The organism is Peptoniphilus sp. KCTC 25270 (genome assembly GCF_021012875.1).
Lineage (GTDB): Bacteria > Bacillota > Clostridia > Tissierellales > Peptoniphilaceae > JAJMZJ01.
In genome coordinates, this window is the sequence record NZ_JAJMZJ010000001.1 from 252,075 (window position 1) to 277,998 (window position 25,924).

The 25,924-nt window shown below is 37.5% G+C and carries 23 protein-coding genes and 1 other annotated feature; of the genes, 21 read left to right on the plus strand and 2 right to left on the minus strand.

Translation table 11 applies throughout. From position 1 onward, the window contains the following. Positions 1-6 precede the first annotated feature (6 nt). From LQU94_RS01215 to LQU94_RS01280, 14 genes are all read left to right on the plus strand, one after another. Entirely contained in the window at positions 7-1,056 is a 1,050-nt protein-coding gene (locus tag LQU94_RS01215; RefSeq protein ID WP_230634458.1) for a carbamoyl phosphate synthase small subunit, read from the plus strand. 9 nt (positions 1,057-1,065) lie between these two features. Then, complete coding sequence (carB, locus tag LQU94_RS01220; RefSeq protein WP_230634460.1) at positions 1,066-4,278, plus strand: carbamoyl-phosphate synthase large subunit; 3,213 nt, start codon at positions 1,066-1,068, stop codon at positions 4,276-4,278. A gap of 102 nt (positions 4,279-4,380) precedes the next feature. After that, positions 4,381-5,667, plus strand: coding sequence for an ATP-grasp domain-containing protein (locus LQU94_RS01225; protein ID WP_230634462.1), 1,287 nt, complete (start codon positions 4,381-4,383; stop codon positions 5,665-5,667). 18 nt (positions 5,668-5,685) lie between these two features. Next, positions 5,686-5,919, plus strand: a binding site (T-box leader). A gap of 49 nt (positions 5,920-5,968) precedes the next feature. Beyond that, entirely contained in the window at positions 5,969-6,490 is a 522-nt protein-coding gene (locus LQU94_RS01230) for a tryptophan transporter (protein ID WP_230634464.1), read from the plus strand. Between the two features lie 148 nt (positions 6,491-6,638). Continuing rightward, a complete protein-coding gene (locus LQU94_RS01235; RefSeq protein WP_230634466.1) occupies positions 6,639-7,481 on the plus strand; it encodes an energy-coupling factor transporter ATPase in 843 nt (280 codons plus the stop codon). After that, complete coding sequence (locus LQU94_RS01240; protein ID WP_230634468.1) at positions 7,454-8,320, plus strand: energy-coupling factor transporter ATPase; 867 nt, start codon at positions 7,454-7,456, stop codon at positions 8,318-8,320. The genes LQU94_RS01235 and LQU94_RS01240 overlap by 28 nt, the downstream gene beginning before the upstream one ends. Then, positions 8,313-9,119, plus strand: a complete 807-nt coding sequence (locus LQU94_RS01245; RefSeq protein WP_230634470.1) for an energy-coupling factor transporter transmembrane protein EcfT — start codon at positions 8,313-8,315, stop codon at positions 9,117-9,119. The genes LQU94_RS01240 and LQU94_RS01245 overlap by 8 nt, the downstream gene beginning before the upstream one ends. Continuing rightward, positions 9,116-9,853, plus strand: a complete 738-nt coding sequence (gene truA, locus LQU94_RS01250; protein ID WP_230634472.1) for a tRNA pseudouridine(38-40) synthase TruA — start codon at positions 9,116-9,118, stop codon at positions 9,851-9,853. Before LQU94_RS01245 ends, truA begins: the two co-directional genes overlap by 4 nt. A 106-nt stretch (positions 9,854-9,959) precedes the next feature. Next, the gene (locus LQU94_RS01255; protein ID WP_230634474.1) at positions 9,960-11,162 is read left to right on the plus strand and encodes a carboxylate--amine ligase; all 1,203 of its coding nucleotides are present in this window, start codon (positions 9,960-9,962) and stop codon (positions 11,160-11,162) included. A gap of 17 nt (positions 11,163-11,179) precedes the next feature. After that, entirely contained in the window at positions 11,180-12,004 is an 825-nt protein-coding gene (locus LQU94_RS01260) for a tRNA 2-thiocytidine biosynthesis TtcA family protein (RefSeq protein WP_230634476.1), read from the plus strand. Then, on the plus strand, positions 12,001-12,753 hold the full coding sequence (locus tag LQU94_RS01265; protein WP_230634478.1) for an exodeoxyribonuclease III: 753 nt from the start codon (positions 12,001-12,003) through the stop codon (positions 12,751-12,753). The genes LQU94_RS01260 and LQU94_RS01265 overlap by 4 nt, the downstream gene beginning before the upstream one ends. A 118-nt stretch (positions 12,754-12,871) precedes the next feature. Continuing rightward, complete coding sequence (locus tag LQU94_RS01270; RefSeq protein ID WP_230634480.1) at positions 12,872-14,077, plus strand: FprA family A-type flavoprotein; 1,206 nt, start codon at positions 12,872-12,874, stop codon at positions 14,075-14,077. A 71-nt stretch (positions 14,078-14,148) separates the two neighbouring features. Further along, positions 14,149-14,817, plus strand: a complete 669-nt coding sequence (locus LQU94_RS01275; protein ID WP_230634482.1) for a CoA transferase subunit A — start codon at positions 14,149-14,151, stop codon at positions 14,815-14,817. Between the two features lie 15 nt (positions 14,818-14,832). Then, on the plus strand, positions 14,833-15,471 hold the full coding sequence (locus LQU94_RS01280) for a 3-oxoacid CoA-transferase subunit B (protein ID WP_230634484.1): 639 nt from the start codon (positions 14,833-14,835) through the stop codon (positions 15,469-15,471). Positions 15,472-15,530: 59 nt separating this feature from the next. On the opposite strand, the gene gorA is transcribed toward LQU94_RS01280, so the two are convergent. Beyond that, entirely contained in the window at positions 15,531-16,877 is a 1,347-nt protein-coding gene (gene gorA, locus LQU94_RS01285) for a glutathione-disulfide reductase (RefSeq protein ID WP_230634486.1), read from the minus strand. Positions 16,878-17,004: 127 nt separating this feature from the next. Beyond that, a complete protein-coding gene (locus tag LQU94_RS01290; RefSeq protein WP_230634488.1) occupies positions 17,005-18,390 on the minus strand; it encodes a sodium:alanine symporter family protein in 1,386 nt (461 codons plus the stop codon). Between the two features lie 389 nt (positions 18,391-18,779). Here LQU94_RS01290 and metG point away from each other — a divergent pair, with 389 nt between their 5' ends. The 7 genes from metG (at position 18,780) to LQU94_RS01325 (ending at position 25,847) form a co-directional block, all read left to right on the plus strand. After that, complete coding sequence (gene metG / locus LQU94_RS01295) at positions 18,780-20,786, plus strand: methionine--tRNA ligase (protein ID WP_370631502.1); 2,007 nt, start codon at positions 18,780-18,782, stop codon at positions 20,784-20,786. Positions 20,787-20,794: 8 nt separating this feature from the next. Then, the gene (locus LQU94_RS01300; protein WP_230634492.1) at positions 20,795-21,568 is read left to right on the plus strand and encodes a TatD family hydrolase; all 774 of its coding nucleotides are present in this window, start codon (positions 20,795-20,797) and stop codon (positions 21,566-21,568) included. Continuing rightward, the gene (gene rnmV, locus LQU94_RS01305) at positions 21,565-22,104 is read left to right on the plus strand and encodes a ribonuclease M5 (protein ID WP_230634493.1); all 540 of its coding nucleotides are present in this window, start codon (positions 21,565-21,567) and stop codon (positions 22,102-22,104) included. The genes LQU94_RS01300 and rnmV overlap by 4 nt, the downstream gene beginning before the upstream one ends. Further along, positions 22,097-22,990, plus strand: coding sequence for a 16S rRNA (adenine(1518)-N(6)/adenine(1519)-N(6))-dimethyltransferase RsmA (gene rsmA, locus LQU94_RS01310; protein ID WP_230634495.1), 894 nt, complete (start codon positions 22,097-22,099; stop codon positions 22,988-22,990). Before rnmV ends, rsmA begins: the two co-directional genes overlap by 8 nt. After that, on the plus strand, positions 22,971-23,321 hold the full coding sequence (locus tag LQU94_RS01315; RefSeq protein ID WP_230634497.1) for a helix-turn-helix transcriptional regulator: 351 nt from the start codon (positions 22,971-22,973) through the stop codon (positions 23,319-23,321). The genes rsmA and LQU94_RS01315 overlap by 20 nt, the downstream gene beginning before the upstream one ends. A 64-nt stretch (positions 23,322-23,385) precedes the next feature. Beyond that, positions 23,386-23,616: a glutaredoxin family protein gene (locus tag LQU94_RS01320; protein WP_230634499.1), complete on the plus strand. Its 231-nt coding sequence runs from the start codon at positions 23,386-23,388 to the stop codon at positions 23,614-23,616. Positions 23,617-23,810: 194 nt separating this feature from the next. Continuing rightward, complete coding sequence (locus LQU94_RS01325; RefSeq protein ID WP_230634501.1) at positions 23,811-25,847, plus strand: C69 family dipeptidase; 2,037 nt, start codon at positions 23,811-23,813, stop codon at positions 25,845-25,847. The last annotated feature ends 77 nt before the right edge of the window (positions 25,848-25,924 follow it).

Sequence of the window (25,924 nt, forward strand, 5' to 3'; positions counted from 1 at the left end):
GGAAACATGAAAGTATTCATTCAGTTGGAAAATGGTTCCGTATTTGAAGGGAAAAGTTTTGGTGCACCCATCCAGACAACGGCTGGACTATTTACGGCAAATGGCGCGATGATTGGTTATGAAGAAGTAATGACCGATCCAGGAAATTACGGGAAGTTTTTGGTAATGACCTATCCTTTAATTGGTGGATATGGAACCAATTTTGAAGATATGGAAGCAGATCGTCCAACCATCCAAGCACTTATTTGTAGAGATGCCATGAGTCATGCAACCAACTTTCGTAAGGAAATGGATTTGGAAGAATTCCTTCTTTATTATGAAATTATGGGGATCAAAGGAGTAGATACTCGTTCTCTATCTAAAGAATTGCAAACACAGGGAGATATGCGAGGAGTAATTGGATCTCGTCTGCTGACTCCCTCTCAAATGGAGGAGCTTTTCCAAGATATCGAAATTCCCAATTTGGAAGAAATTTCTACGAAAGAAACCGTTGAATTGGAAGGAGAAAAGGGAAATATTGGGATTCTAGATTTGGGAATGAAAAAATCTCTTTTGCAATATGTGGCTGATAAGGGATATAAAGCAACGATCTATTCTGCGGGAATTTCTAGTAAGGAGATTTTAGAGGGAGAGCACAATGTGGTTTTGGTTTCTTCTGGTCCAGGGAAAGCAACGGATTATCCAGAAATAATTGAAACCATAAGATCTTTGAAGGAAACGACCCCTGTCATTGGAGTTGGAATGGGAGCTCAGATGATAGGCCTTGCCTTAGGAGGAACTTTGTTGCCATTGGAAACACCCCATTGCACAGCCTCTCATCCCGTTTGGTCTGTGGATAAAGAACGTGTATATATGACGAGTCAGAATCACAATTATACAATAAAAGAAGAAGAATTATTGGGGAAAATCACCTATGTAAGTGATGTAGACAAAAGTGTAGAAGGGTTTGAAAATCTTAAGGCAAACCGATATGGTTTCTTATTTGATCCATTGGGAAAACCTGGCGCAGACGATTTATCGGACGCATTTACAACTCTATTGGAAAAATTAGCATAGGAGGCTATTGTGGCAAAGAGATCAGATATTAAAAAAACATTGGTAATTGGGAGTGGCCCCATTGTAATAGGACAAGCGGCAGAATTCGACTATGCGGGAACGCAAGCTTGTGAATCTTTAAGAGAAGAGGGTGTAGAGGTTGTTCTTGTAAACTCCAATCCAGCTACAATTATGACCGATAAAGAAGTAGCAGACAAAGTTTACATTGAACCTTTAACGGTAGAAACCATTGAAAAAATCATAGAAATTGAAAAGCCAGACAGTTTGATTGCTGGCGTGGGTGGGCAAACAGGCTTAAATCTATCCATTGAGTTGTCCGATCGTGGAATTTTAGAGAAACACAATGTAAAAATTATTGGAACAAGTATTGAATCCATCAAAAAAGGAGAAGATAGAGAACTTTTTCGAAATTTAATGGAGGAAATTGAAGAGCCAATTATTGAGTCTAAAACCGTTGAGGGCGTAGAAGAAGCAAAAGAATATGCAAAAGAATTGGGATATCCAGTGGTTGTTCGTCCTGCCTTTACCTTGGGAGGAACTGGAGGAGGAATTGCCAATAACGAAGAAGAGCTTATTGCCATCGCTTCTTCAGGGCTTCATTTGTCTCGCGCTCATCAAGTGTTAATTGAAAAATGCATTACAGGTTGGAAAGAAATTGAATATGAAGTCATTCGTGATAGCAAAGGAACTTGCATTACCGTTTGTAATATGGAAAATGTGGATCCAGTAGGGGTTCATACGGGAGATAGCATTGTTGTAGCGCCAACTCAAACATTAAGCAATGTGGAACATGGAATGTTAAGAGAAGCTAGCTTCAAAATCCTAGAAGCCGTAGGAATTGAAGGGGGCTGTAACGTTCAGTTTGCTCTAGAGCCCAATAGTTTAGAATACGCAGTAATCGAAATCAATCCACGATTGAGCCGATCTTCTGCTTTGGCTTCAAAAGCAACAGGCTATCCTATCGCTCGCGTGGCAGCAAAAATTGCCTTAGGAATGGGTTTAGAAGAGATTCCAAATCGAATTACAGGAACGGACACATCTGCCTTTGAACCAGCCATTGATTATGTAGTGGTAAAATTGCCAAAATGGCCATTTGATAAATTCTTTAATGCAGATCGAAATCTAGGAACAAAGATGATGGCAACTGGGGAAGTTATGGCCATTGGACCAACGATGGAAAGCGCCCTATTAAAAGGATTGCGTTCTTTGGAAATTGGAGCTTTTAGCTTGCTTAATGAAAAATACGCGAAACTAGATATTGAAACATTAAAAGAACAAGTTCGTCGTCCCAACGATGAAAGATTGTTCTACCTTGCCGCTTTAATGAATGCAGGATATGATTTGCGTAGATTAAGCAAAGAGACGGGAATGGACGAGTATTTCTTGTACGTCATTCATGGAATTATTGAAACAGAAAAAATGCTTCGTTCCATGAAAAAAGAAGATTTAACAGAAGATATTTTACGAGATTTGAAAATTCGTGGCTTTAGCGATGAAAGCATTGCAAAATCTTTAGGCACAACCAGTAAATTTATTCGTGAAATGCGAAAATTGTTTGGAATTACGGCAAAATATAGAAAAGTAGATACTTGTGCTGGATTAAAAGAAGCAAAGGTAAATTATTTATATTCCACCTACGAGGGGAAAGATGAGTCTCTCGTGGATGAAGACAAAAAGAAAGTGATTGTAATTGGATCGGGACCGATTCGTATTGGACAAGGGGTAGAATTTGACTACGCTTCCGTTCACTGTGTAAAAGCACTTAGAAGTAAAGGCATTCAAACCATTATTATCAACAACAATCCAGAAACAGTATCTACTGATTTTGATATTTCTGATAAATTGTATTTTGAGCCATTAACAGAAGAAGATACATTAAATATTATTGAAAAAGAAAATCCAGACGGAGTGATTCTACAATTTGGTGGACAAACAGCGATTAAATTGGCAAAATCCTTCTTAGAAAATGGAGTTCCTATTTTAGGAACCAGCCCAGATGCAATTGATCGAGCGGAAGATAGAGAACGATTTGATCAGATGCTAGAAGATTTAGAAATTCGTCGCCCAGTAGGTGCGGGGGTCCATTCTTTAGAAGAAGGAATCGAAGTGGCCAACCGATTGGGCTATCCAGTATTGGTTCGCCCTTCCTACGTACTTGGCGGGCAAGGGATGGAAATTTGTACTACAGATAACGACTTGACCTATTATTTAGAAGAAGCCTTTGAGAAAGATCCCCAAAATCCAATTTTAATTGACCAATACATTCAAGGGATGGAAGTAGAGGTGGATGCAATTTCTGATGGAGAAGATGTATATCTTCCAGGAATTATGGAGCATTTAGAACGAGCAGGCGTTCATAGTGGAGACTCTATTAGTATTTATCCTTCCGTAAATATTTCAGAAAAAATGGAAGAAGAAATCTTAGAAGCAACAAAAAAAGTGGCTTTGGAATTGGGCGTTATTGGAATGATTAACATTCAATACATTATCAAAGAGGAAACCCTTTATATGATTGAGGTAAATCCAAGAAGTTCTAGAACGGTGCCATACCTTTCAAAAGTAACCAATAGCAACATTACAGAACTTGCTACAAGAGTTATGATGGGAGAAAGTTTAGAGAGTATGGGGTTGGGAACATATATTGGGGAAAAATCTCAATTAACTTGTGTAAAAATTCCAGTTTTCTCAACAGAAAAATTACATCGAGTAGAAGCTAGCCTTGGGCCAGAAATGCGGTCTACAGGAGAAGTTTTAGGTGTAGGAAAAACGCCAGCTGAAGCTATGGCAAAAGGGTTTATTGCGGCAGGAATGGATTTGTCAGAACGCAAAAGAAAAGTTTTGGCAACCGTTCGAAATCGAGACAAAGAAGAATTTGCTCCCTTGGCAAAAATTCTTCATAGCTTAGGATATGAATTCTTTGCTACCAAAGGAACAGGAGAATTTTTGGAGTCATTAGGCATTCCTTCTACTCTTGTTCGCCGCTTGCATGAAGAATCTCCAACGATTATTGACATAATTAAACAAGGTGGCATTGACTTGGTATTCAATACACCAACAAAAGGAAACGATTCACAAAGGGATGGATTTGCCATTCGTCGAGCGGCGATTGAATCCGATGTGGAATTGATGACCAACTTAGATAAAGCCAAAGTATATGTAAAAACCTTAGAAGACAATCCATTGAAAGAACAAATGGAAGTATACGAAATCCACGAATATTAATATATTAAAATTAAAAAATTAGAAGAGTTAGCGTAATTGCTAACTCTTTTTTGGGTATATATAAAATATTGAAAATAGAAATGGAAAAAGAAAGGAAACGATATGAGAATTGGAATAGTAACAGACGTGTCTCAGTTTCGCAGAAAATGGCTAGAAGAAGCCATGGCTGAAGAAATGTATCAAACGAATACAGTAAAAGAGATGAAAAAAGTACTGTCAGAATCTTTCGATGTGTTCCATTATGTATTTGATAAGGACTTGGTAAAAAAATTAAAAGAAGATCAAATTGATTTGGTGTTTAATTTAGCCAATGGTTATAAGAACCACCAAGATCGTGGAGAACTTCCTGCCTTATTGGATCGGGAAAAGATACCTTATACAGGATCCAATGCTTTGGGACATGGAATTGCCGATGATAAAGAATTGGCCAGTCGTGTTTTAGAAAAAAATAACATAGCCACACCAAAAACTTTTGCCATACAATCGGTGTTTGATATTTCTCGTTACCAATTCGATTTTCCTGTTTTGGTAAAACCGAATAATGAAGGATCTGGCCGAGGGATTACCAACAAGAGTATTGTTTACAATAAAGAAGATTTACAAAGCCTTTTACAAGAAATGCTAGATTCCTACCAGCCACCTGTTTTGGTAACAGAGTATATTGATGGAAAAGAGATAACCGTCGGGGCATTGGGAAATGGCGAAGATGTAGAAATTTTGCCAATTTTAGAAATAGATTTTTCGGAATTACCAGATGGTGTGGAAAAAATTTATAGTTTCGAAGTAAAACATGATTTTGAAGAGAATACTCACTATTATCTACCAGGCCGCTTTTCGCCAGAGGAAACCCAATGTATCCAAAGTACGGCAAAGAAAGTATTTTTATCTTTGGGCCTAAGAGATTATTGTCGAATCGATATGCGTTTCAAAGATGGAATTCCCTACGTATTAGAGATTAATTCTTTAGCAGGAATTAATCATGAAAGTTCTGATATTGTAAAAATGTCGGAACACATAGGGATGGATTATTCAGAACTATTGAATCGAATTGTGAAATTGGCCATTGATCGATATCATTTGAAGGACGAGGGAAAAGAAGGCAATAGAGATTTACAAAAATTGGCCCAAGAACGAATGGTAGAAAATATTCAGGCCCGAGAACAGGATATTGAGGAACACAAAAAAGCGGGAACCCTTCCACAAAAATATTCAGAAAGCTCAGAAATGTACAAGAGCGATGAAACCAAAATGAGACTTAGTTCTCTTCATGGCCATTTGGAATCCTTAGTGAGCGCTGTAATTGAGGTTCAAGAGGAAATTTTAAGTCTACAAGAATTTGTTCGCGAAATTGAGGAAAATTCTATTGACAAAAATAAAAAGGACGAGTAGAATATAGACAATATATCCGATAAAACGTTGATCAGAAGTAAGTAGAGAATGAGTAATTGGCGTAGAGAGTCGATGGTTGGTGAAAATCGATGCAATCTTATTTTTCGAATGGATCTGTGAGTGCAAGGTGAATAACAGTAGCCGAGACGGTTCTCCCGTTACAGAGATAGGATATGTTAGTATCTAAAGTTGAGATGTGTCTTTTTATGGGCACAACTAGGATGGCACCGCGAATAACCATTTGCTCCTAAATTGGGGCAAATGGATTTTTTTATGCCATTAAGAAAAGGAGATATTCAAAATGAAAACAAAAGAATTAGTACACGCAGCAATTTTATTGGCCGTAGGAACTGTATTGCATTTAATACCAGGAATTGTAAATGGAGTCAAACCAGATTTCCTATTGGCCTGTATGTTCGTTATTATTATGTTGACGCCAAATTTTAAGATGGCTTTAACCGTTGGAGTTGTTGCGGGTGTACTAGCTGCGATTACTACATCTTTTCCAGGGGGACAGATTCCAAATATTTTGGACAAGGTTATTTCAGGAATGTTTGTATTGGCTTTAGCAAAAACTTTGTCTATATCTGGACGAAACAGAAGTCTTAGTATTGCAACAAAAGCTTTGATTTTCTTCCTAGGAACGCTATGTAGTGGGGCGATTTTCCTTGGTTCTGCTTTATTCTTAGTAGGCCTTCCAGGAGGGGCTGGATTTGGAGCTATGTTTGTAGCCATTGTATTACCAACTTCTATTGCAAATATTATTTTTGGAACAATCGTAGATCGAATTGTAGCTACCTATAAATCAAAAGTAGTCGCTTAAACAATCGGATGGAAAAATCTCCTCAGATTTTCCATCCTTTTTTTTGAAAAAAAGATCCAATCCTTTGAAACTATTGAGAGGAAGGGATTGTTGTGATATAGTTAAAAGGTTAAAAAAGAAAAAATTCTCTTATGTAAAGGAGATTCAAATGATAGAAATAAAAAATGTCGTATATCGTTATGAATCCGCGGATGAGGATCAACTCCCAGCGATTAATGATTTGTCTTTGAATATAGAAAAAGGCGAATTTTTGGCTATTTTAGGGCATAATGGAAGTGGAAAATCTACTTTGGCCAAATGTCTAAATGGTTTGTTGATTCCTTCGGAAGGGGAAATTCTCATTGACGGAATGAGTACAAGTAGTGAGGAAGAAATTTGGTCCATTCGAGAAAAAGCGGGAATGGTATTTCAGAATCCAGACAATCAGATTGTTGCTACAGTAGTAGAGGAAGATGTAGCCTTTGGGGCAGAAAATTTAGGCGTTCCTAGTAAAGAACTTAGAGAACGAGTGGATTGGGCTTTGGACGTAGTTGGAATGACGGAGTATGTAAAACATGCTCCCCATCAATTAAGTGGTGGACAAAAACAAAGGGTTGCCATTGCGGGAATTTTAGCTATGAATCCAGATTATATTATTTTGGACGAACCGACAGCCATGTTGGACCCAAATGGCCGTAAGGAAGTTATGGAAACCATAATGAAGTTAAATCGGGAACAAAATAAGACCATTATTTTGATTACCCATTATATGGACGAGGCTGTAAAAGCAGACCGTGTTGTCGTTATGGAAAAAGGACATCCTATTTTAGATGGAGCACCAAGGGAAGTCTTTCCTCAAGTGGATTCCATTAAAAAAATTGGATTGGACGTTCCTCAAGTAACAGAAATGGCCTATCGATTGAAAGAAAAAGGAATTCCTATGGATACGAAGGTTTTGAATAGAGAGGAGTTCGTGGAAGAATTATGTCGCGTCTTAGCATTCGAAATATAAATTACATCTATAATGAAGGACTCCCTTTTGCTAAGCAAGCGTTAAAAGATGTGAGCTTGGAAATTGAAGCAGGAGAATTTGTGGGCCTAATTGGTCATACGGGAAGTGGAAAATCCACTTTGATCCAGCACTTAAATGGATTGATTCAACCAACCTCTGGGGAAATTTTAGTAGATGGTGTAAATTATCATAAAGAACAGAAAAAACTTTCCATTTTGCGGCAAAAAGTGGGACTAGTATTTCAATATCCAGAGTATCAATTGTTTGAAGAGACCGTAATCAAAGATATTGCTTATGGCCCCTCTAATTTGGGATTATCAGAAGAAGAAATCCAATATCGTGTTCGAGAAGCCATGGAACAGGTTGGGTTGGATATAGAAAAAGTAGGGGAAAAATCTCCCTTTGAATTATCGGGTGGACAAAAACGTCGGGTTGCCATTGCAGGAATTTTGGCCATGAAGCCAGAGATTCTTGTGTTGGATGAGCCAACAGCAGGATTGGATCCCCATGGTTCCAAAGAAATTTTGGAAGAAATCAAAAGTATTTTTGAGGGCGGGGACACGACCATTATCCTTGTAAGTCATAGTATGGAAGAAATTGCCCGTTTGGCTACAAGAATGGTTGTAATGGACCATGGACAAATTGTTATGGACGGAAAGCCCAGAGATATTTTCAAAGAAGAAGAAAAGCTCATTGAAATAGGATTGGGCGTACCACAAGTACGAAGTGCCATGGGACGTTTGAAAGATTTGGGGTTAAATGTAAACGAAGATTGCATCACTGTAGAAGAGGCAGTGGAAGAATTGTATAGATATTGGGAGGGGAATAAAAATGTTTAAAGATATTACCATTGGGCAATATTTTCCCGCCGATACAGCGGTTCATCGATTGGATCCTCGTTTTAAGATAACGTTGATGTTCTTCTTTATTATTAGTTTGTTTTTTATTAACTCTTTTTCGCCCTATATTTTGATTGTATTGTGGTTGATTTTAGTAATAAAGAAATCAGAGATTCCAATGGATATGATGATTCGTGGAATCAAGCCGTTAAAGTGGATTATTATTATTACGGTAATTATGAATATTTTCTTCATTCCCGGAGAAGTAATATTTGAATACTCCTTTATAAGCATTACCAAAGAAGGGGTTCGACAGGCAATTTTTATGGCCATTCGCTTGGTGTTATTGGTATTGGGAACTTCTTTGTTGACTTTAACAACAAGTCCGATTGAATTGACAGAAGGGATTGAAAAACTTCTTTCTCCTTTGAAAAAAATTGGATTCCCTGCCCATGCCATTGCCATGATGATGACCATTGCTTTGCGATTTATTCCGACTTTAATTGAAGAAGCGGACAAAATTATGAAAGCACAAATGGCCCGTGGAGCCGATTTCGAAAGTGGAAACCTTTTGAGTCGAGCAAAGAATTTGGTTCCTCTTATGGTACCTCTTTTCATTAATGCCCTTCGCCGGGCGGACGATTTGGCTAACGCTATGGAAGCTCGTTGCTATCGAGGAGAGGGAAATCGAACTCGTTTGAATGAATTGGTAATTACAAATACCGACCGAAAAATATTTATTATAAATACCATTTTCTTCGTCTTAGTTTGTGCCACAAGATTCATTCCGCTGCCATGAAAAATATTTTAATTACCATTGCCTATACGGGGACCAAATTCCATGGCTATCAAGACCAGCCAGGTTTGAGAACCGTAGAAGGGACAATAAAAGAAGCTTTAGAAAAAGTTTTTCATGAAAAAATAAAACTACATTCTGCCGGAAGAACCGATGCCGGGGTTCACGCATTGGGGCAACTGGCCAATTTCAAATGCCACTGTAAAATTGATTTGGGAAATTTGCCTAAGGTAATTAACTATCATTTGCCAGAGGATGTGTCCGTTATTTTGGCTCAGGAAGTGGATATGGATTTCCACTCTCGGTATCGTGCCAAACGAAAACATTACCGTTATAAAATCTATAACGAACGGAATCGAAACGGACTGTATGCCAATCGGATGGCCCATTGTGGTTATCCTTTAGACGTAGAGCGGATGAAAAGAGCTTTAATGAAGATTCAAGGAGAACATAATTTTGCGGCCTTTGAAGGACGAGATGCCTCTCCGGCAAATCCCGTTCGAACCATTGATAAAATTGAAATTCGCCAAGAAGGAAGCCATATTATTGCAGATTTTTATGGAATGAGTTTTTTGAAAAATCAAATTCGAATTATTATGGGAACCGCCATGGAAATTGGACGAGGTTTGAAGGAGGAAGACGCTTTGTATAAGGCAACTTTAACCGGAAAAAGAGAAGATTTAGGTCATACGGCAGATCCTTCGGGACTCTACCTTATGGAAATTGAATATTTATAAAAAAGCGCTCTTCGGGGCGTTTTTTTTGCATAAGATTTTTTGATATAATTATGCTATCATGGTTAGAGGTACGTAGGAAAAGAGAACCCAAGGGGGTTAGAAATAGATGGAAAAATTTATACCGGTTTTATTAGGAACGGACATTAACGCTTACGGTTTGGCTCGGTGCTTTCATAAATACTATGGAATGCATTCCCATGCTTTTGGATATAAGGCTTTAACCGATACAGCAAAAAGTAAAATTGTAGATGTACATGTGGTAGAGGATTTCGAGACTCAAGAAGTTTTTGAAAAAGCACTCATTGATTTTGCCTTGGAGCATAAGGAAGAGACGCTTTTGTTAATATCTTGTTCTGATGGTTATACCAAATTGTTATCCCATGGGAAAGATGCGCTGAAACCGTATTATCGTTTCAATGTGGTGGATCCAGATTTGCAGTACCAATTGGAAGACAAAATTTCTTTTTACGCTTTGTGCGAAGAAAAGGGATTGCCCTGTCCAAAAACAAGAGTGTTGACGGGGCCGGAAAAAGTAGAGGATTGGGATGTATTTTCCTATCCCGTTGTTCTAAAACCAAACGACAGCATTTCTTATTTGCATCTCCACTTCCCTGAAAAGAAAAAAGCCTATATCTTACATTCAGAAGAAGAATTGGCAGAAGCTTTGAAACATATTTATGAGGCGGGATATAAAGCGGAAATGCTTTTGCAAGATTATATTCCTGGCGGAACGGATCGCATGGCAGTGTTAAACACTTACTCCAATCAAAAGGGGGAAGTGAAGATGATGTCTTATGGGCGCTGCTTATTGGATGAGGTTTTACCAGCAAATATTGGGAACTATAACGCCTTAGTAACAGAAGATGCACCAGAGCTTTATGAGGTGTATAAAGGGTTTTTGGAAGAAATTGGATACGTTGGATTTGGGAATTTTGATCTAAAATATGACGTTCGTGATGGTCAATACAAAGTATTTGAAATGAATTTACGCCAAGGCCGTTCTTCTTTTTATATGGCTGCAGGTGGTTTGAATTATGTAGAATTTTTTGTAAAAGATATGTTGCATTTAGAAAGTGAAGGAATTCATCTTCATAAAGAACAAGGGTTGTGGCTCTATTGTGATCCTTACGTATTGAAAAAATACGTAGCAGAGGGAGACAAAGAATACGCAAAACAATTGTTGAAAAAAGGGTTTACTATGACTTTGGATTATGAAGGGGATCGCTCCTTGGCCCGTAAGTTGGCGGTTTGGAGACGTAGGATTTCGACGATTAAATACTATCCCATGTATTTCAAAGAGGAAGAGTAAGCTTAGAAGGGAAACGGATGGACAGAATTAAGGAAATTGAGAGAAGCATTATAAAAAGCTATCGCAAGGATATTTGGAAGCGATTTGTAAAAGGAATTAATGATTATGAAATGATAGAAGAGGGAGATAAAATTGCCATTGCCATAAGCGGTGGAAAGGATTCTCTTCTATTGGCAAAACTTTTCCAGGAGTTATTGCGCCACGGGAAAAAAGATTTTTCTCTAGAATTTATTTGTATGAATCCAGGGTATCGGCCAGATATTGTGGAACAAATTCAGTACAATGCAAAGGATTTGGGAATTCCTATGAAGATGTATGACGCTCCTGTATTCCGTGTAGCAGAAGAAATGGGTGGCGATCGTCCCTGCTATATGTGCGCGAGAATGCGCCGAGGTAGTTTGTATGATAAGGCAAAACAACTAGGTTGCAACAAATTGGCCTTGGGACATCATGCAGACGATGTAATTGAAACCATTTTAATGAATGTATTGTTTGGCGGAAATTATAAGACCATGATGCCAAAACTTCATTCGACAAATTTTGAGGGAATGGAATTGATTCGCCCTATGGTGTTTATTCGAGAAGATGACATTCGTCGTTGGGTAAAATACAATGGCATCAATCCCATTGATTGCGCTTGTACCGTTACGGAAAAGAAAAACGTTGGGGCAAGGGTGTATGTAAAGAATTTGATTCAAGAGGTGAAAAAAACCAATCCAAATGTGGAAATGTCCATTTATCGTTCCGCTGAGAATGTAGAAATGGGAGCTATTTTAGGGTATAAGGATAGCCAAGGAGTACATCATAGCTTTTTGGAAACGTATGGAAAGGAAGAGGAATGAAATTAGTTTCGTGGAATGTAAACGGGATTCGTGCCGCCCTAAAGAAAGGGTTCATGGATTTCTTTCAAGAAATAGATGCAGATATTTTCTGTTTGCAAGAGATTAAATTATCTGAAGGCCAATTGGAATTGGATTTAGAAGGTTATTATCAATACTGGAATTACGCAGAGAAAAAAGGATATAGCGGAACCGCTGTATTTTCCAAAATCGAGCCTATTGACGTTCAATATGGTTTAGGTATTGAGGAACACGATAGCGAAGGTCGTGTCATCACTTGTGAATTTGAAGAATTTTTCTTGGTTACTTGTTATACGCCAAATTCCAAAAGAGAATTGGAAAGATTGGAATATCGAATGGTATGGGAAGATGCCTTCCGAGAATATTTGTTAATGTTAGACCAAGTAAAACCGGTAATTCTTTGTGGGGATTTGAATGTAGCTCATCAAGAAATTGACTTAAAAAATCCAAAAACCAATCGCAGAAACGCAGGATTTACCGATGAAGAAAGAGGACGTTTTACCACATTATTGGACTCTGGATTTACCGACAGTTTTCGCCACTATTATCCAGATGCAGAGGGAGAATACTCTTGGTGGAGCTATATGAGAAAAGCTAGAGAAAACAACGCAGGGTGGCGTATTGATTATTTTGTGGTTTCGGATCGTTTTATAGAAGAAACAAAGGATGCAAAGATCCATCAAGATATTTATGGTTCGGATCATTGTCCCGTTTCTTTGGAACTTTTTTAATGATAAAAACTAGAAAAGTATTCTTTGAACCTATTGAAAATACTTGAAATATTCGATACAATTAAGGTTGAGAAGAAAGGCATTAAAATTTTATAGATTGTAAATTTTAGGAGGAAGTATGCCAAATACTAGATCAGTACAAATCAATGATCATTTGCATTATATTGGCGTAAATGACAGATATACGCATTTGTTTGAATCCATGTGGCCGTTGCCAGATGGAATTAGCTATAACTCTTATTTGTTGGATGGAGGAACAAAAACTTGCTTGATTGACTGTGTAAGGGTTCATTCTGTGAATGAATTTATGCGTAAGTTAGATGAAGTATTACAAGGAAGACCATTGGATTACGTTGTAGTAAACCATATGGAACCAGACCATACTTCTTCTTTACGTACAATTAAGGATTTGTTCCCAGATGTAAAAATCATTACAAGCAAAAAAGCCGTGAGCTTTTTGGAACATTATTACGACATTGAAGAAGATTTGATTATTGTTGGAGACGGAGAAAAATTCGACATTGGAAAAACGTCTTTAACATTCTACGCGACTCCAATGGTTCACTGGCCAGAGTCTCAAGTTTGTTTCGAAGAATCTACAGGAACTTTGTTTAGTCAAGATGCCTTTGGTGGATTTGGTACCTTAGACGGCGCTATTTTTGACGATCAAATCAACTGGGAATTCTATTTAGATGAAACCACTCGTTACTATACGAATATCGTTGGTAAATACAGCGTTCAAGTGCAACGAGCTTTGAAAAAATTGGCAGGATTAGACATTAAAATGATTTGTCCTGACCACGGTCCTGTTTGGCGCGACAATCCTGGAAAAATTGTGGAATTGTACGATGCATTAAGCAAACAAGAAACAAAAGATGGCGTTGTAATTATTTACGGTTCTATGTATGGAAATACAGAGATGATGGCAGAGGCGATTGCTCGCTCTTTAGCAGCAGAAGGTATCCGCGACATTCGTATTCGCGATATCTCTAAGACACACTTGTCTTATTTAATCGCGGAAACTTGGAACTATAAAGGGATTATCTTAGGATGTCCAACTTATAATGTAGGTTTGTTCCCACCAATGGGAAATTTAATCCAAACCTTAGAAAAACAAAAAATGAAAAACCATATCTTAGGTACTTTCACCAACTACAGTTGGGGTGGAGGAGCTGAAAAGAAAATGGCAGAATTTGGAGAAAAATCTGGATGGGAAGTTTTAGAAACTTCTGTGGATGTAATGGGTGCACCAAAACAAGAAGATTTGGATTGTTGTGCTCAATTGGGTCGTGAAATGGCCGCAGCTCTTAAAAACTCTAGATAAAGCTTAAATCCTTCTTCTTTTCAGGAGAAGGATTTAGCCTTGAAGAAATAAATTTGAATGGAGGAAATATTTTGAAAAAAGTAAAGAAGATAGAAGATGTTCTTGAATTAGTAAACAGTGGCGATACTGTAATGATCGGTGGTTTCTTAACTTGTGGTGGACCAAATAAAATCATCACTCATTTGTTAGAAAACAAAGATTTAAAAGATTTAACCATTATTGCCAACGATACAGGATTTGATTCAACACCTGGTATTGGCCAATTGGTTGTGAAAAAATGCTGTAAAAAAATTGTAGCTTCTCACGTTGGTACAAACAAAGAAACAGGGCGTCAAATGTCTGAAAATGAAACAGAAGTTGTTTTGACTCCTCAAGGAACTTTGGCTGAACAAATTCGTGCAGGAGGATTCGGTCTTGGTGGTGTATTGACTCCAACCGGCGTAGGAATTGCTGAAATTGAAGAAGGAAAAGACATTGTTGAAGTAGATGGAAAAAAATTCTTATTGGAAAAACCATTGAAAGCAGACGTTGCGATTTTGAATGCTTACAAAGTAGATACTTACGGAAATATGGAATTCAAAGGCTCTACTCGCAACTTTAATATGTTAATGGCTTACGCAGCAGATACTGTAATTGTTGAAGCGGATAACTTGGTAGAAGTAGGGGAAATTGATCCTAATCATGTAAATATTCCAGGTCTTGTAGTTGATGTAATCATCGACGGAAAAGAATTAGCATAAGAAAGGGAGAGTGTAATGGATAAACAACAAAGAAAAGAATATATTGCAAAACGTGTAGCGCAAGAATTAAAAGATGGCGATTTAGTAAACTTAGGTATTGGTTTACCAGCCATGGTAGCAGATTACATTCCTGAAGGAATGGAAGTTACATTGCAAGCAGAAATTGGTTATGCTGGTGCAGGTCCAACTCCTGAAACTCCAGATCCATACATTGTAAATGCAGGTGGACAACCTTCTTCTGTATTGCCATTTGGTTCTTTCTTCGACTCTGCCACTTCTTTTGGTTTGATTCGTGGTGGACACGTAGATATGACTGTACTTGGTGCATTGCAAGTAGCTGAAAATGGGGACTTAGCAAACTATATGATTCCAGGAAAATTGGTTCCAGGAATGGGTGGAGCAATGGACTTAGTGTCTGGTGCAAAAAAAGTAATCGTTGCTATGGACCATACACAAAAAGGTGCACACAAAATCTTAGAAAAATGTACTTTGCCATTAACTGGTGCGAAATGTGTAGATATGATCGTAACAGAAATGGGCGTTATGGAAGTAACAGACAAAGGTTTGGTATTAACAGAAATCAATCCAGAATTTACTTTCGAAGAAGTTCAAGAAGCAACAGGATGTACTCTAATTAAAGGGGAAAACCTATAAGAAAAAAGTAAAAAGCACGCAAGCTAAGCTTGCGTGCTTTTTATTGGAAAAGATCAATGTTAGGACATAGTAACAACTTCTTCTGCGCCCGTTGGATGAATGGCAATAGTGGAATCGAAATCTTTTTTTGTCGCCCCCATTGTAATGGCTACAGCAAAGCCTTGTAGCATTTCATCGGTTCCTTCGCCAAATAAATGAAGTCCCACAATTTTTTCTTCTTCCCCAACGGTAACTAGCATCATTTTGTTGGTGATACGGTGAGAAGTAGCCCCTGTAAACATATTTACAAAACTAGAAGTATAGGCTTTTACGGAATCCTTTCCGTATTTTTCCTCCGCTTCCTTTAGGGATAGTCCGATGGTTCCCATAGCAGGATGAGTAAATACGACAGTAGGAATAAGGCTGTAATCCATTTTTGCCTCTTTTTCTCCGTTGAATAAGCGATTGGATAACTTTCGGCCGGCCATAATGGCAACGGGTGTAAGAGGAGTTTTTCCATTGATATCTCCAACAGAATAAATTCCTTTCACATTGGTTTCTTCCCACTCGTTGGAAAGAATAAAACCTTTTTTATCTGTTTCTACTCCAGCGGCCTCCAAATTTAGGTTTTCAGAATTTGGTGTAATTCCTGTAGCGCATAAAATGCGATCAAAAATCTCTGTATCTCCGTTATCTAAAGTCAACGTAAGTCCTTCTGTTGTTTTTTCTACTTTTGTTGGAGATACACCTGTATGGAATTGAATTCCACTTTTTTCCATCTCTTCCATAACGGCATCAATAATAAAATCTTCAAATTTATGGAGAGGTTTATCTTTTCGTATATAGAAATGGGTTTCCACTCCTAAAGCGTTTAACAATCCAGAAATTTCTGTACCAATATATCCTCCGCCAATAACAGCTATTTTTTCAGGAAGGGTCTCCCAAGTAAAAAAAGTCTCAGAAGTATCCAAGAATTCTGCTCCAGGGATTGGAAGTAGATTTGGACGTGCTCCAGTAGCAATGGTAATATGGTTGGCGGAAAATTTTTCTCCATTGACTTCCACTGTATGGGAATCAACAAATTTTGCTTCTCCTTCAATAACTTTTACGCCACGGGATTGAAATCCCTTTTCGTAAGCCTCTTTAGAGCGGCCTCTATAGGACTCCTGAGCCTTTTTCAAAGTTTGGAAATGAAAAGTAGGTTCTCCATTTTCAAATCCGTAATCCTTGGCAAAATGCTTAAAGATTTGGGCGATATGAGCTCCATTCCAATAAACTTTTTTTGGAACGCATCCACGATTTACACAGGTTCCTCCAATGTCTTGTTTCTCAATGAGCAAAACTTTTTTTCCATATTGAGCAGCGCGATTGGCTGTTGCAATTCCACCACTGCCGCCACCAATAACAATATAATCAAATGTATTCAAGATTAGAATCTCCTTTCAGGACAATTATTTTCGTTTATTCTGTTAACTATATACCCAATTCAAAAAAATGCGAACAAAAAAGAAACAGCCGAAGCTGTTCCTTTTCAAGTGCATTATTTGTAATGGTTTATTTTCTGTGTAATAGATGTTCATATTCTTCAGGACCCGTACGTTTTCTAGTGTCCTTAAAGAAGTCTTTAGACAAGGCAAGAACAACGCCAGACAATCCAATTACACCAATTAAGTTAGGAATTGCCATTAAGCCGTTTAATACATTGGCAACAGTCCATGCAACACCAAGGTCGATAGTACATCCAACAAATACCATGATGATATAAAGGATTCTGTAAGGCCAAGCAATTTTATCGCCGAAGAAATAACGAGCAGATGTTTCACCATAATATTCCCAACCAAGGATAGTAGAGAATGCGAACAAAGTAAGACCGATTGTTACAATGTAACGGCCAGGACCAAAGCCTCTAGAGAAAGCTTCAGCAACTAGAGTAGAGGCATCTGTAGAGTCGCCCAAAACACCAGAAGTTAAGACTACCAATGCAGTCATAGTACAGATTACGATTGTATCAATAAATACTTCTGAGATACCCCAGATTCCTTGACGTACAGGGTGATCAGTAGTAGCAGAAGCATGAGCGATTGGGGAAGAACCCAAACCAGCTTCATTGGTAAATACACCACGACTAACACCGGCGCGGATGGTTTGCATTAATGTGAAACCAACAGCTCCCCCAGTAGCGGATTGAATATTGAAAGCGCCTTTGAAGATAGAAGCAAACGCATCTGGAATAGCACTTGCATGAACGACAATAACAACCAAAGAACCAATAATGTATAAAGCAGCCATAAGAGGTACTAATTTTTCAGTAACTTTAGAGATAGATTGGATACCACCAACTACAACGATAGCTGTTAAAACGGCTAATATAATACCTACGATAACAGGATTGAAGCCGAAGTTTGCTTTTAATACGCCAGAAATTGAATTGGATTGTACAGAGTTTCCGATTCCGAATGTAGCAACAGCAGCGAAGAATGCGAAAGCTTTTGCTAACCATGGCAATTTCAAACCGCGGTCTATATAGTACATAGGTCCACCGGCATATTGTCCATCGGCTCTACGAATACGATAGGCGATAGCTAATGTTACTTCTGAGAATTTTGTAGCCATACCTAACAAAGCAGCTACCCACATCCAGAATACAGCACCAGGACCACCAGTAATAATCGCTACAGATACCCCAACGATATTACCTGTACCTACAGTGGCAGCTAAGGCAGTTGATAAAGCTTGGAAAGGGGATACGCCGCCCTCTTCAATTTCAGATTTATCAAACATTTTACCTAGAGTATTTTTAAGTATATAACCTAATCTTCTAAATTGGATACCAGTAAGTCTAGTAGTTAAAATAATTCCGGCACCAACAAGCAAAATTAAAATAGGTGGACCCCAAAGAAACGTGTCAATGGCAGTCATAAGATTTGTAAATTGTTGCATAATTTACCTCCTTAGTGATTAAAAATAGCTTGCATAATATACTGTACAAATAATTCATTATACTAACTATCAACAGTATATCATGATAGAATTGTGAAAGAAATAGAATTTAGATGGAACTTCAACAAAGTAAAGAAATGAACAATGGATTTATATAAGAAGAGTTTTTTCTGTATTTTTCGGGGAAAGAAAGGTTTTCATGAAAAATAATAATCAAACAATAGGCAACTGAACTACCTTAAAATGTGAAATAATTGTTTATCTCATGAAAAATAGAACGATTTCCTACCTATTTACTGAATCTATCTCTCGCAATTGCAATGGGGAACAGGAAAAGGTATAATTATAGGCAGTAAATCATTCTCGGATGGCATCCTATATGCCGTCATATTTCCGCGTATCATATATGCGCACAGGAGGAACAAATGACAAAAAAATTCTATTTAACAACGCCAATTTATTACCCAAGTGATAATTTACACATTGGTCATACTTATTGTACGGTGGCTGCAGATGCCATTAAACGTTTCAAAACTCTTCAAGGGTACGAAGTACAGTTTGTTACAGGTACTGATGAACATGGACAAAAAATCCAAGAAAAAGCACAAGAAATTGGGTTAGAACCAAAGGAATACGTAGATCGTATTGTGGCAGACACAAGAAAACTATGGGATACTTTGGATATTAACTTTGATACTTTTGTTCGTTCAACCGATGAAGATCACGAAAAAAACGTACAAGATTTGTTTATGAAATTGTACGAAAAAGACGAGATTTATAAAGGGGAATACGAAGGATATTACTGTACACCTTGTGAATCGTTTTGGGCAGAATCTCAATTGTTAGAAGGACATGCTTGTCCAGATTGTGGACGGGAAACAAAGCTTTCAAAAGAGGAAAGTTATTTCTTCCGTTTGTCAAAATATCGTGATCGTTTGTTGCAATATTATGAAGATCATCCAGAATTTATTCAACCAGCCTATAGAAAAAGTGAAATGATCAATAGCTTTTTGAAAGATGGGTTACAAGATTTATCCGTAACTCGTTCTTCTTTCAAATGGGGCGTTCCCGTTCCTTTTGATGATGAACACATTGTGTATGTTTGGATTGATGCTTTGTCTTGCTATTTAACTGGAATCGGTTTGGGAACAGACGAAGAAAAGTTCAAAGAATATTGGCCAGCAGATGTGCATTTGGTTGGAAAGGAAATTATGCGTTTCCATACAATTATTTGGCCAGCTTTGTTAATGGCTTTGGATATTCCATTGCCTAAGAAGGTATTTGGTCATGGATGGATTTTATTTGATGAAGATAAAATGAGTAAGTCCAAAGGGAACATCATATATCCAGATCCAATTATTGAATTGTATGGCGTAGATGCTTTGAAATATTTCCTTTTAAGAGAATTTTCTTTTGGTCATGACGGAAGCTTTAATGTAACAAGTTTTATTAAGCGTCTAAACTCTGACTTAGCCAATGATTTAGGAAATTTAGTTAGCCGTACGGTTTCTATGCTTGAAAAATATAGTGACGGCGTGATTCTTCAACCAGGTGAGTCTACGGATTTAGATAAAGAACTACAAGCTATGGCGACTAATATTTGGAAAGAAAATGAAGAGGCCATGGAAAACTATCAATTTAGTGTTGTGCTAGATGATATTTGGAAATTGGTTCGTAGAACGAATAAATATGTGGATGAAAATGAACCTTGGATTTTAGCGAAAGAAGAAGATTCTACTCGATTGAATACCGTATTGTATCATTTGGCTGAATCTTTGCGTATTGTTTCTATTTTGCTTTCTCCTTTCATGCCTCATACGGCTCTTGAAATTCGCGATCAATTGGGCGTAAAAACAGAAATTGATTGGGAAGATGCAAAAGTTTGGGGTAAGCTAGAAGTTGGTTCAAAAGTAGAGAAAAAAGGCATTATTTTCCCACGTTTGGATGTGGAAGAAGAAGCCGAAAGACTTTGGGCAAGCAATCAAGCATTAATTGACGAGCGTTTGGCGGCAAAGGCTGAATTGGCAAAATCTATGGGATTGGTTGAAGAAGGGCAAGAAGAGTTCAAAGAAGAAATTAGCATTGATGATTTCGCAAAAATGGACATTCGTGTTGCTGTAATTGAGTCTGTAGAAGATCATCCAAACGCAGATCGTTTATATGTTTTGAAGATTAAAATGGGATCTGAAAAACGAGTAATTTGTTCTGGAATTAAAGAGAATTATACAAAAGAAGAATTAGTAGGCAAGAAAATTTTGGTTTTGGCCAATTTGAAACCTGTGAAATTACGCGGGGTAGAATCTCAAGGTATGTTGTTGGCTGCAGAAGACGCAGAAGGAAAATTGAGCTTGGCTACGACAATGGAAGAAGTATTGGATAACGCAAAAATTAGTTAGGAGCTCTTATGATTGATTCACATGCACATTTGGATGACAATCGATTCAAAAAAGACCAGGCACAGGTAATTAAAAATTTTGAAAAAAATGGGGTAGATTTGGTTGTAAATATTGGGGCGGATTTGGTTTCGAGTAAATCCTCTGTGTTTTTGGCAGAGAACAACGAACGAATTTATGCTACAGTAGGTGTCCATCCTCACGACGCAAAAAACTACAATCAAGATGTAGAAGATCAACTAGAAATGCTTTCTGGTCGAGAAAAAGTGGTTGCGATTGGAGAGATTGGGTTGGATTATTACTACGATTTTAGCCCAAGAGAAATTCAAAAAGAAGTATTTTGGAAACAGCTGGAATTGGCAAAACGCGTAAAAATGCCAGTGGTAATTCATAGTCGAGATGCAGATCAAGACACAATGGATATTTTGAAACAAGCAAAGAAAGAAAATCCAGATTTAATTTGCTTGATTCACTGTTATAGTGGCTCCGTTGAGATGATGCGAGAATATGTAAAAATGGGATTTTATATTGCATTAGGAGGAGCAACAACTTTCAAAAATGCAAAAACGCCGAAGAAGGTGGCTATGGAGGTTCCTATAGAAAATTTGTTATTGGAAACCGATAGTCCTTATATGACTCCGGAGCCAAATCGCGGAAAGAGAAATGAACCAAAATACGTTCGCCTAGTGGCAGAACAAATTGCCAATCTAAGAGGTATGGATGTTGAAGAGGTAATTTCTCTAACGGATAAAAATACTTTGGATTTTTACGGTATTGCTCTATGATTCGGGAAATTATTGTTGTAGAGGGAAAAGATGATATTTCCAAAGTAAAAGCCGCCCTTGATTGCGAGGTAATCGCAACGGGGGGCTTTGCTTTTGGGAAGCGTTTTTTGAACACATTGCGACAAATGGAAGAACGGCGAGGCGTCATCATTCTTACGGATCCAGACTATATGGGCAATCAAATTCGCAAGCGATTGGATGATGCATTGGATCATCCGAAACATGCTTTTTTGCCCCAGTCAAAAGCTAGGAAAAAAGACAATATTGGAATTGAAAATGCAAAAATTGAGGATATTCGAGAAGCCATCTTAAAAGCAAAACCCAAAAAAATGGATTTTGTAGAAGAATTTACTCGTGCCGATTTGATTCGGTATGATTTAACGGGAAAAGAAGGTTCAACCGAACGAAGAAATCGCCTCAGTGACCGGTTGGGAATAGGTCATGGAAATGCAAAACAATTTCTAAATCGTCTGAACCACTTTGGAATTACAAGGGAAGAGCTAGAAAAGATTTTAGAGGAGGTCTATCATGGATGATTTACGTTTATACAGCCCACAGAAAATACGTCAAGTTGTTCAAGATGCAGGCTTTTCTTTTTCAAAATCTCTTGGACAAAATTTTTTAATCGATGGAAATATTCTTAGAAAAATCTCACAATCGGCAGACTTAAAAGAAGGAGATTTGGTTCTAGAAATTGGTACAGGAATTGGTACCCTAACAGAAGAACTGGCTTTAAGTGGCGCAGATGTATTTTGTGTTGAGATCGATCGTTCTCTAGAGCCTATTTTACAAGAAACCCTTGCTCGTTTTGAAAACGTAGAAATTTTATTTCAAGATATTATGAAAACCAATTTAGCAGAAGAAATCCATTCTCGCTATGGAAGACGGCCCATAAAAGTGGTAGCCAATTTGCCCTATTATGTTACAACGCCTATTTTAATGAAGTTGTTCCGGGAAGATTTAGAATTGGAATCCATTCATGTAATGGTTCAAAAAGAAATGGGAGAGCGGATATCAGCTCCTGTTGGAACCAAATCCTATGGATCGCTATCTGTTTATATGCAGTTGCGCAGTAAAATTGAAAGAGTGGTAAACGTTCCAAGAACTTGCTTTATGCCTCAACCAAGAGTGGATAGTATCGTTATAGCCTTTCGAGAAATTCGCTCGAATCCATCCATTGATTATGATCAATTGGAGAGGATTACTCGAGCCGCCTTTTCAAAACGAAGAAAAACCGTGCTAAACGCCCTCTCCTCCTATGGTTTATCTGCTTCTAAAGAAGAGATTGCAGAAGCCTTAGAAAAGACGGGGATTCCTCTTACAAAACGAGCCGAACAAATTACGTTGGATGAATATATTGTTTTGGGACAAAATTTCCCTAAATTAATAGGAGCCGAGGAAAATGAAGGACGAGAAAAGTAAAAGAGTAGAAAAATCTATTGAATCCTTTGTAAATGATTTGGAACAATTAGAGATTTTGGCTTCTCTTTTTAAGGCAATGGCCGATTCAACACGACTAAAAATAATATACGCCTTAAGCGTTTCAACCTTAAATGTATCGGAACTCTCTCAAATGCTTGGGATGAGCCAAAGCTCCATCTCCCATCAGTTGCAATTGTTGCGAGAAAATCAGCTGATAAAATTTGAACGAGTGGGACGGAATAACTACTATTCCCTTGATGATGAACATGTATTAAAATTGTTTGACAGCGGATTGGAACATACGCAACATAAATTAAAAGGCATCGATTAAAAAAAGAATAAGAGGGTATATTAGTTTTGAATGAATGAACTTAGTTTTAAGGAGGATGAATAAAATGGATAAAGCGATTATTTATACAAGCAACACTTGCCCTTATTGCACAATGGCAAAGGATTATTTTGATAGCAAAAACGTAGAATATGTAGAAAAAAATGTTCAAACGGACGCAGTAGCTCGTGAAGAATTAATGAGCAAAGGATATACTGGTGTTCCAGTAATTGTGATTGGCGACGAAGAAATCGTTGGTTTTGACAAAGCTCGTTTGGATAAATTAATTAGTAAATAAAAAAGAGCCCTTGAAGGGTTCTTTTTTTATGGGAAAAACACACTCTAGCAAAGAGATGGAAACGTATGGTCTATAAACAAAATCGGATGAAAACTTTTTCTTAAAATGGATAAAATTTATATTCGTTAATTTTTTGATTTTCCGAGCAATAAGTGTTATAATCTATGTAGATTTCAAGAATAAATGAGGAAAATATGAAAAAAAACATTAGGAAATCGATTTTGTACATATTGTTACTAGTTTTTTTACTAGTTCCTACATCGCAAGTTTTAGCTTGTACGGGAGTCATTGTGGGGGAAGACGTTTCGGCTGACGGGAATCCTATTATTGGGAGAACAGAGGATTGGCACAGTGCTTACAACAAGATGTTAATAGCTACAGAAGCAAAAACCTATAAATCTGGTGAAATGTATACAGATGTTTATGGATTTTCCTATCCAATGCCAGAAAAAACATTTCGTACAGTAACTATTCCTGATGGATACCAAGCAGAAGGAGATATTTTCGAAGCAGCTGGTTGGAATGAAATGGGCGTTACAATGACGGCGACGGTCACAGCATCATCAAACGAGAAAGTCTTGGCTGCAGATCCATTAACAGAGCATGGGTTGTATGAATCCTCTGTAGTGTCTGTTGTTCTACCAAGAATTCGCAGTGCTAGAGAAGGCGTTGAAGTCCTGGCTGACATTATGAACACTAGAGGAGTGCAAGAAGGTGCTTGTATTGCTATAGCGGATCAAAATGAAATTTGGTATATGGAGCTTTTGAGCGGGCATCAATACTGTGCGATCAAATATCCTAAAGATGCTTATTCAGTATTTCCAAACTGTTTTATGTTAGGAAAAGTAGATATTAATGACACAGAAAATGTAGTTGCCTCTCCGGATTTAGTGAATCTTCCAAGAGAGCATGGATTCCTTGTAGAAGAAGATGGATATATAAATATTAAAAAAACTTATGGCGAGGAATTAAGCAGTAAAAATCGCGATCGTTTGTGGGGTGGAATTAACTTTTTAGATGAAGATAAGAATATACCATACGATGCGGAAGATTTTGATTTTATTCAAAAAACAGATAAAAAAATTACAGTAAAAGATGTTATGGAGTTTCAGAGAACCCGTTATGAAGGAACGAAAAAAGATGCAAATCTTCCAGAAAATAAGGGTGTTCGCCCAATTGGAACGGTAGAACAAGAAGAAGCGCATATTATTCAAATTAAAAAAGATTATCCAAAAGAGATAGGTGGAGTTCTTTGGGTTGCTATGGGTAATGCGGAGCATGCTATGTATGTACCTACTTTTGGCGCGATAACTGATACAATTGCTCCTTATCAGGTAGAGGGGAATTCTTTTGATGAGAATTCGGCGTATTGGACAATGAGACAGGTTTCCGCCTTGAGTGAGATCGATAGAAATTTATATGGCACATATGTTAGAGAATATTATGATCAACAAGAGCGAGCTATGATTGAAGAACAAAGAGAAATTGATAAGAACTTAATTTCGACCTATCAATCATCTCCTAAAAAGGCTGTTGAATTAGCGACCAAGTATTCTAAAGATTACCAAGAAAAAGCCTTTAACGATGCAAAACTATTATCAAAAGAATTGAATACTTACTTTTTTGATGTATCTGGAGATGCAGGGGTAAAGGGAAGTAAGAAAGTGGAATATCCATTTGTCCCAAGTTTATTAGGGGAAGAAAGAAAGTTAGAAATTTACAAAGAAAGAAATCTTCCTATTTCTCAAGGTTCAGCGCAACCTTTAGATAAGGGAGATTCTAAGGGCGAAGATGAATTAGAAAATCATTGGGCAAAAGCGGTTATGGAGAAGGCTGTAGCAGAAGGATATATGGAAAAAGTGGATAACTTATATGCACCAGATTCCTTGGTATCCACTAGCGAAGTGATTTCTTCTTTGGAAAAAATGAATACCAACTTTAAGGGAAATGCTATTAGCAAGTCATTAGAATCTAAAGCAATTCGCGCGCCTTATATTTTAAGTCGCCAATCTTTGGCATTTCTATTGGATGAATATATGAAAGCAACAGATGCAGAAAGATACAATACTGATTTTACAGTTGCTGATCAGGGAGAAATTCAACCTTGGGCCCTAGAATCAGTAAAACAGATTATGGCAAAAGGGTATATGAGAGGCTATGATAATATATTTGATGGAGATGGTCTTGTGACAAGAGCGCAATTGGCCCAAATTTTAACCAATATGATGTAAACTTAAAAGAAAAGAATTTTGAAAGAGGAACTTCCGGTTAAGTCAATAGAAGAAACTTGGCTTAATCGGAGTTTCTT

Excerpts from the sequence above, each read along its gene's own strand:
- rsmA (WP_230634495.1), top strand. The coding sequence starts at position 22,097 with ATGGATGATTTACGTTTATACAGCCCACAGAAAATACGTCAAGTTGTT.
- LQU94_RS01255 (WP_230634474.1), top strand. The coding sequence starts at position 9,960 with ATGGAAAAATTTATACCGGTTTTATTAGGAACGGACATTAACGCTTAC.
- LQU94_RS01260 (WP_230634476.1), top strand. The coding sequence starts at position 11,180 with ATGGACAGAATTAAGGAAATTGAGAGAAGCATTATAAAAAGCTATCGC.
- LQU94_RS01230 (WP_230634464.1), top strand. The coding sequence starts at position 5,969 with ATGAAAACAAAAGAATTAGTACACGCAGCAATTTTATTGGCCGTAGGA.
- LQU94_RS01290 (WP_230634488.1), bottom strand. The coding sequence starts at position 18,390 with ATGCAACAATTTACAAATCTTATGACTGCCATTGACACGTTTCTTTGG.
- LQU94_RS01265 (WP_230634478.1), top strand. The coding sequence starts at position 12,001 with ATGAAATTAGTTTCGTGGAATGTAAACGGGATTCGTGCCGCCCTAAAG.
- LQU94_RS01300 (WP_230634492.1), top strand. The coding sequence starts at position 20,795 with ATGATTGATTCACATGCACATTTGGATGACAATCGATTCAAAAAAGAC.
- LQU94_RS01245 (WP_230634470.1), top strand. The coding sequence starts at position 8,313 with ATGTTTAAAGATATTACCATTGGGCAATATTTTCCCGCCGATACAGCG.
- LQU94_RS01235 (WP_230634466.1), top strand. The coding sequence starts at position 6,639 with ATGATAGAAATAAAAAATGTCGTATATCGTTATGAATCCGCGGATGAG.
- LQU94_RS01225 (WP_230634462.1), top strand. The coding sequence starts at position 4,381 with ATGAGAATTGGAATAGTAACAGACGTGTCTCAGTTTCGCAGAAAATGG.
- truA (WP_230634472.1), top strand. The coding sequence starts at position 9,116 with ATGAAAAATATTTTAATTACCATTGCCTATACGGGGACCAAATTCCAT.
- LQU94_RS01240 (WP_230634468.1), top strand. The coding sequence starts at position 7,454 with ATGTCGCGTCTTAGCATTCGAAATATAAATTACATCTATAATGAAGGA.
- LQU94_RS01325 (WP_230634501.1), top strand. The coding sequence starts at position 23,811 with ATGAAAAAAAACATTAGGAAATCGATTTTGTACATATTGTTACTAGTT.
- rnmV (WP_230634493.1), top strand. The coding sequence starts at position 21,565 with ATGATTCGGGAAATTATTGTTGTAGAGGGAAAAGATGATATTTCCAAA.
- LQU94_RS01270 (WP_230634480.1), top strand. The coding sequence starts at position 12,872 with ATGCCAAATACTAGATCAGTACAAATCAATGATCATTTGCATTATATT.
- LQU94_RS01320 (WP_230634499.1), top strand. The coding sequence starts at position 23,386 with ATGGATAAAGCGATTATTTATACAAGCAACACTTGCCCTTATTGCACA.
- LQU94_RS01315 (WP_230634497.1), top strand. The coding sequence starts at position 22,971 with ATGAAGGACGAGAAAAGTAAAAGAGTAGAAAAATCTATTGAATCCTTT.
- LQU94_RS01280 (WP_230634484.1), top strand. The coding sequence starts at position 14,833 with ATGGATAAACAACAAAGAAAAGAATATATTGCAAAACGTGTAGCGCAA.
- LQU94_RS01215 (WP_230634458.1), top strand. The coding sequence starts at position 7 with ATGAAAGTATTCATTCAGTTGGAAAATGGTTCCGTATTTGAAGGGAAA.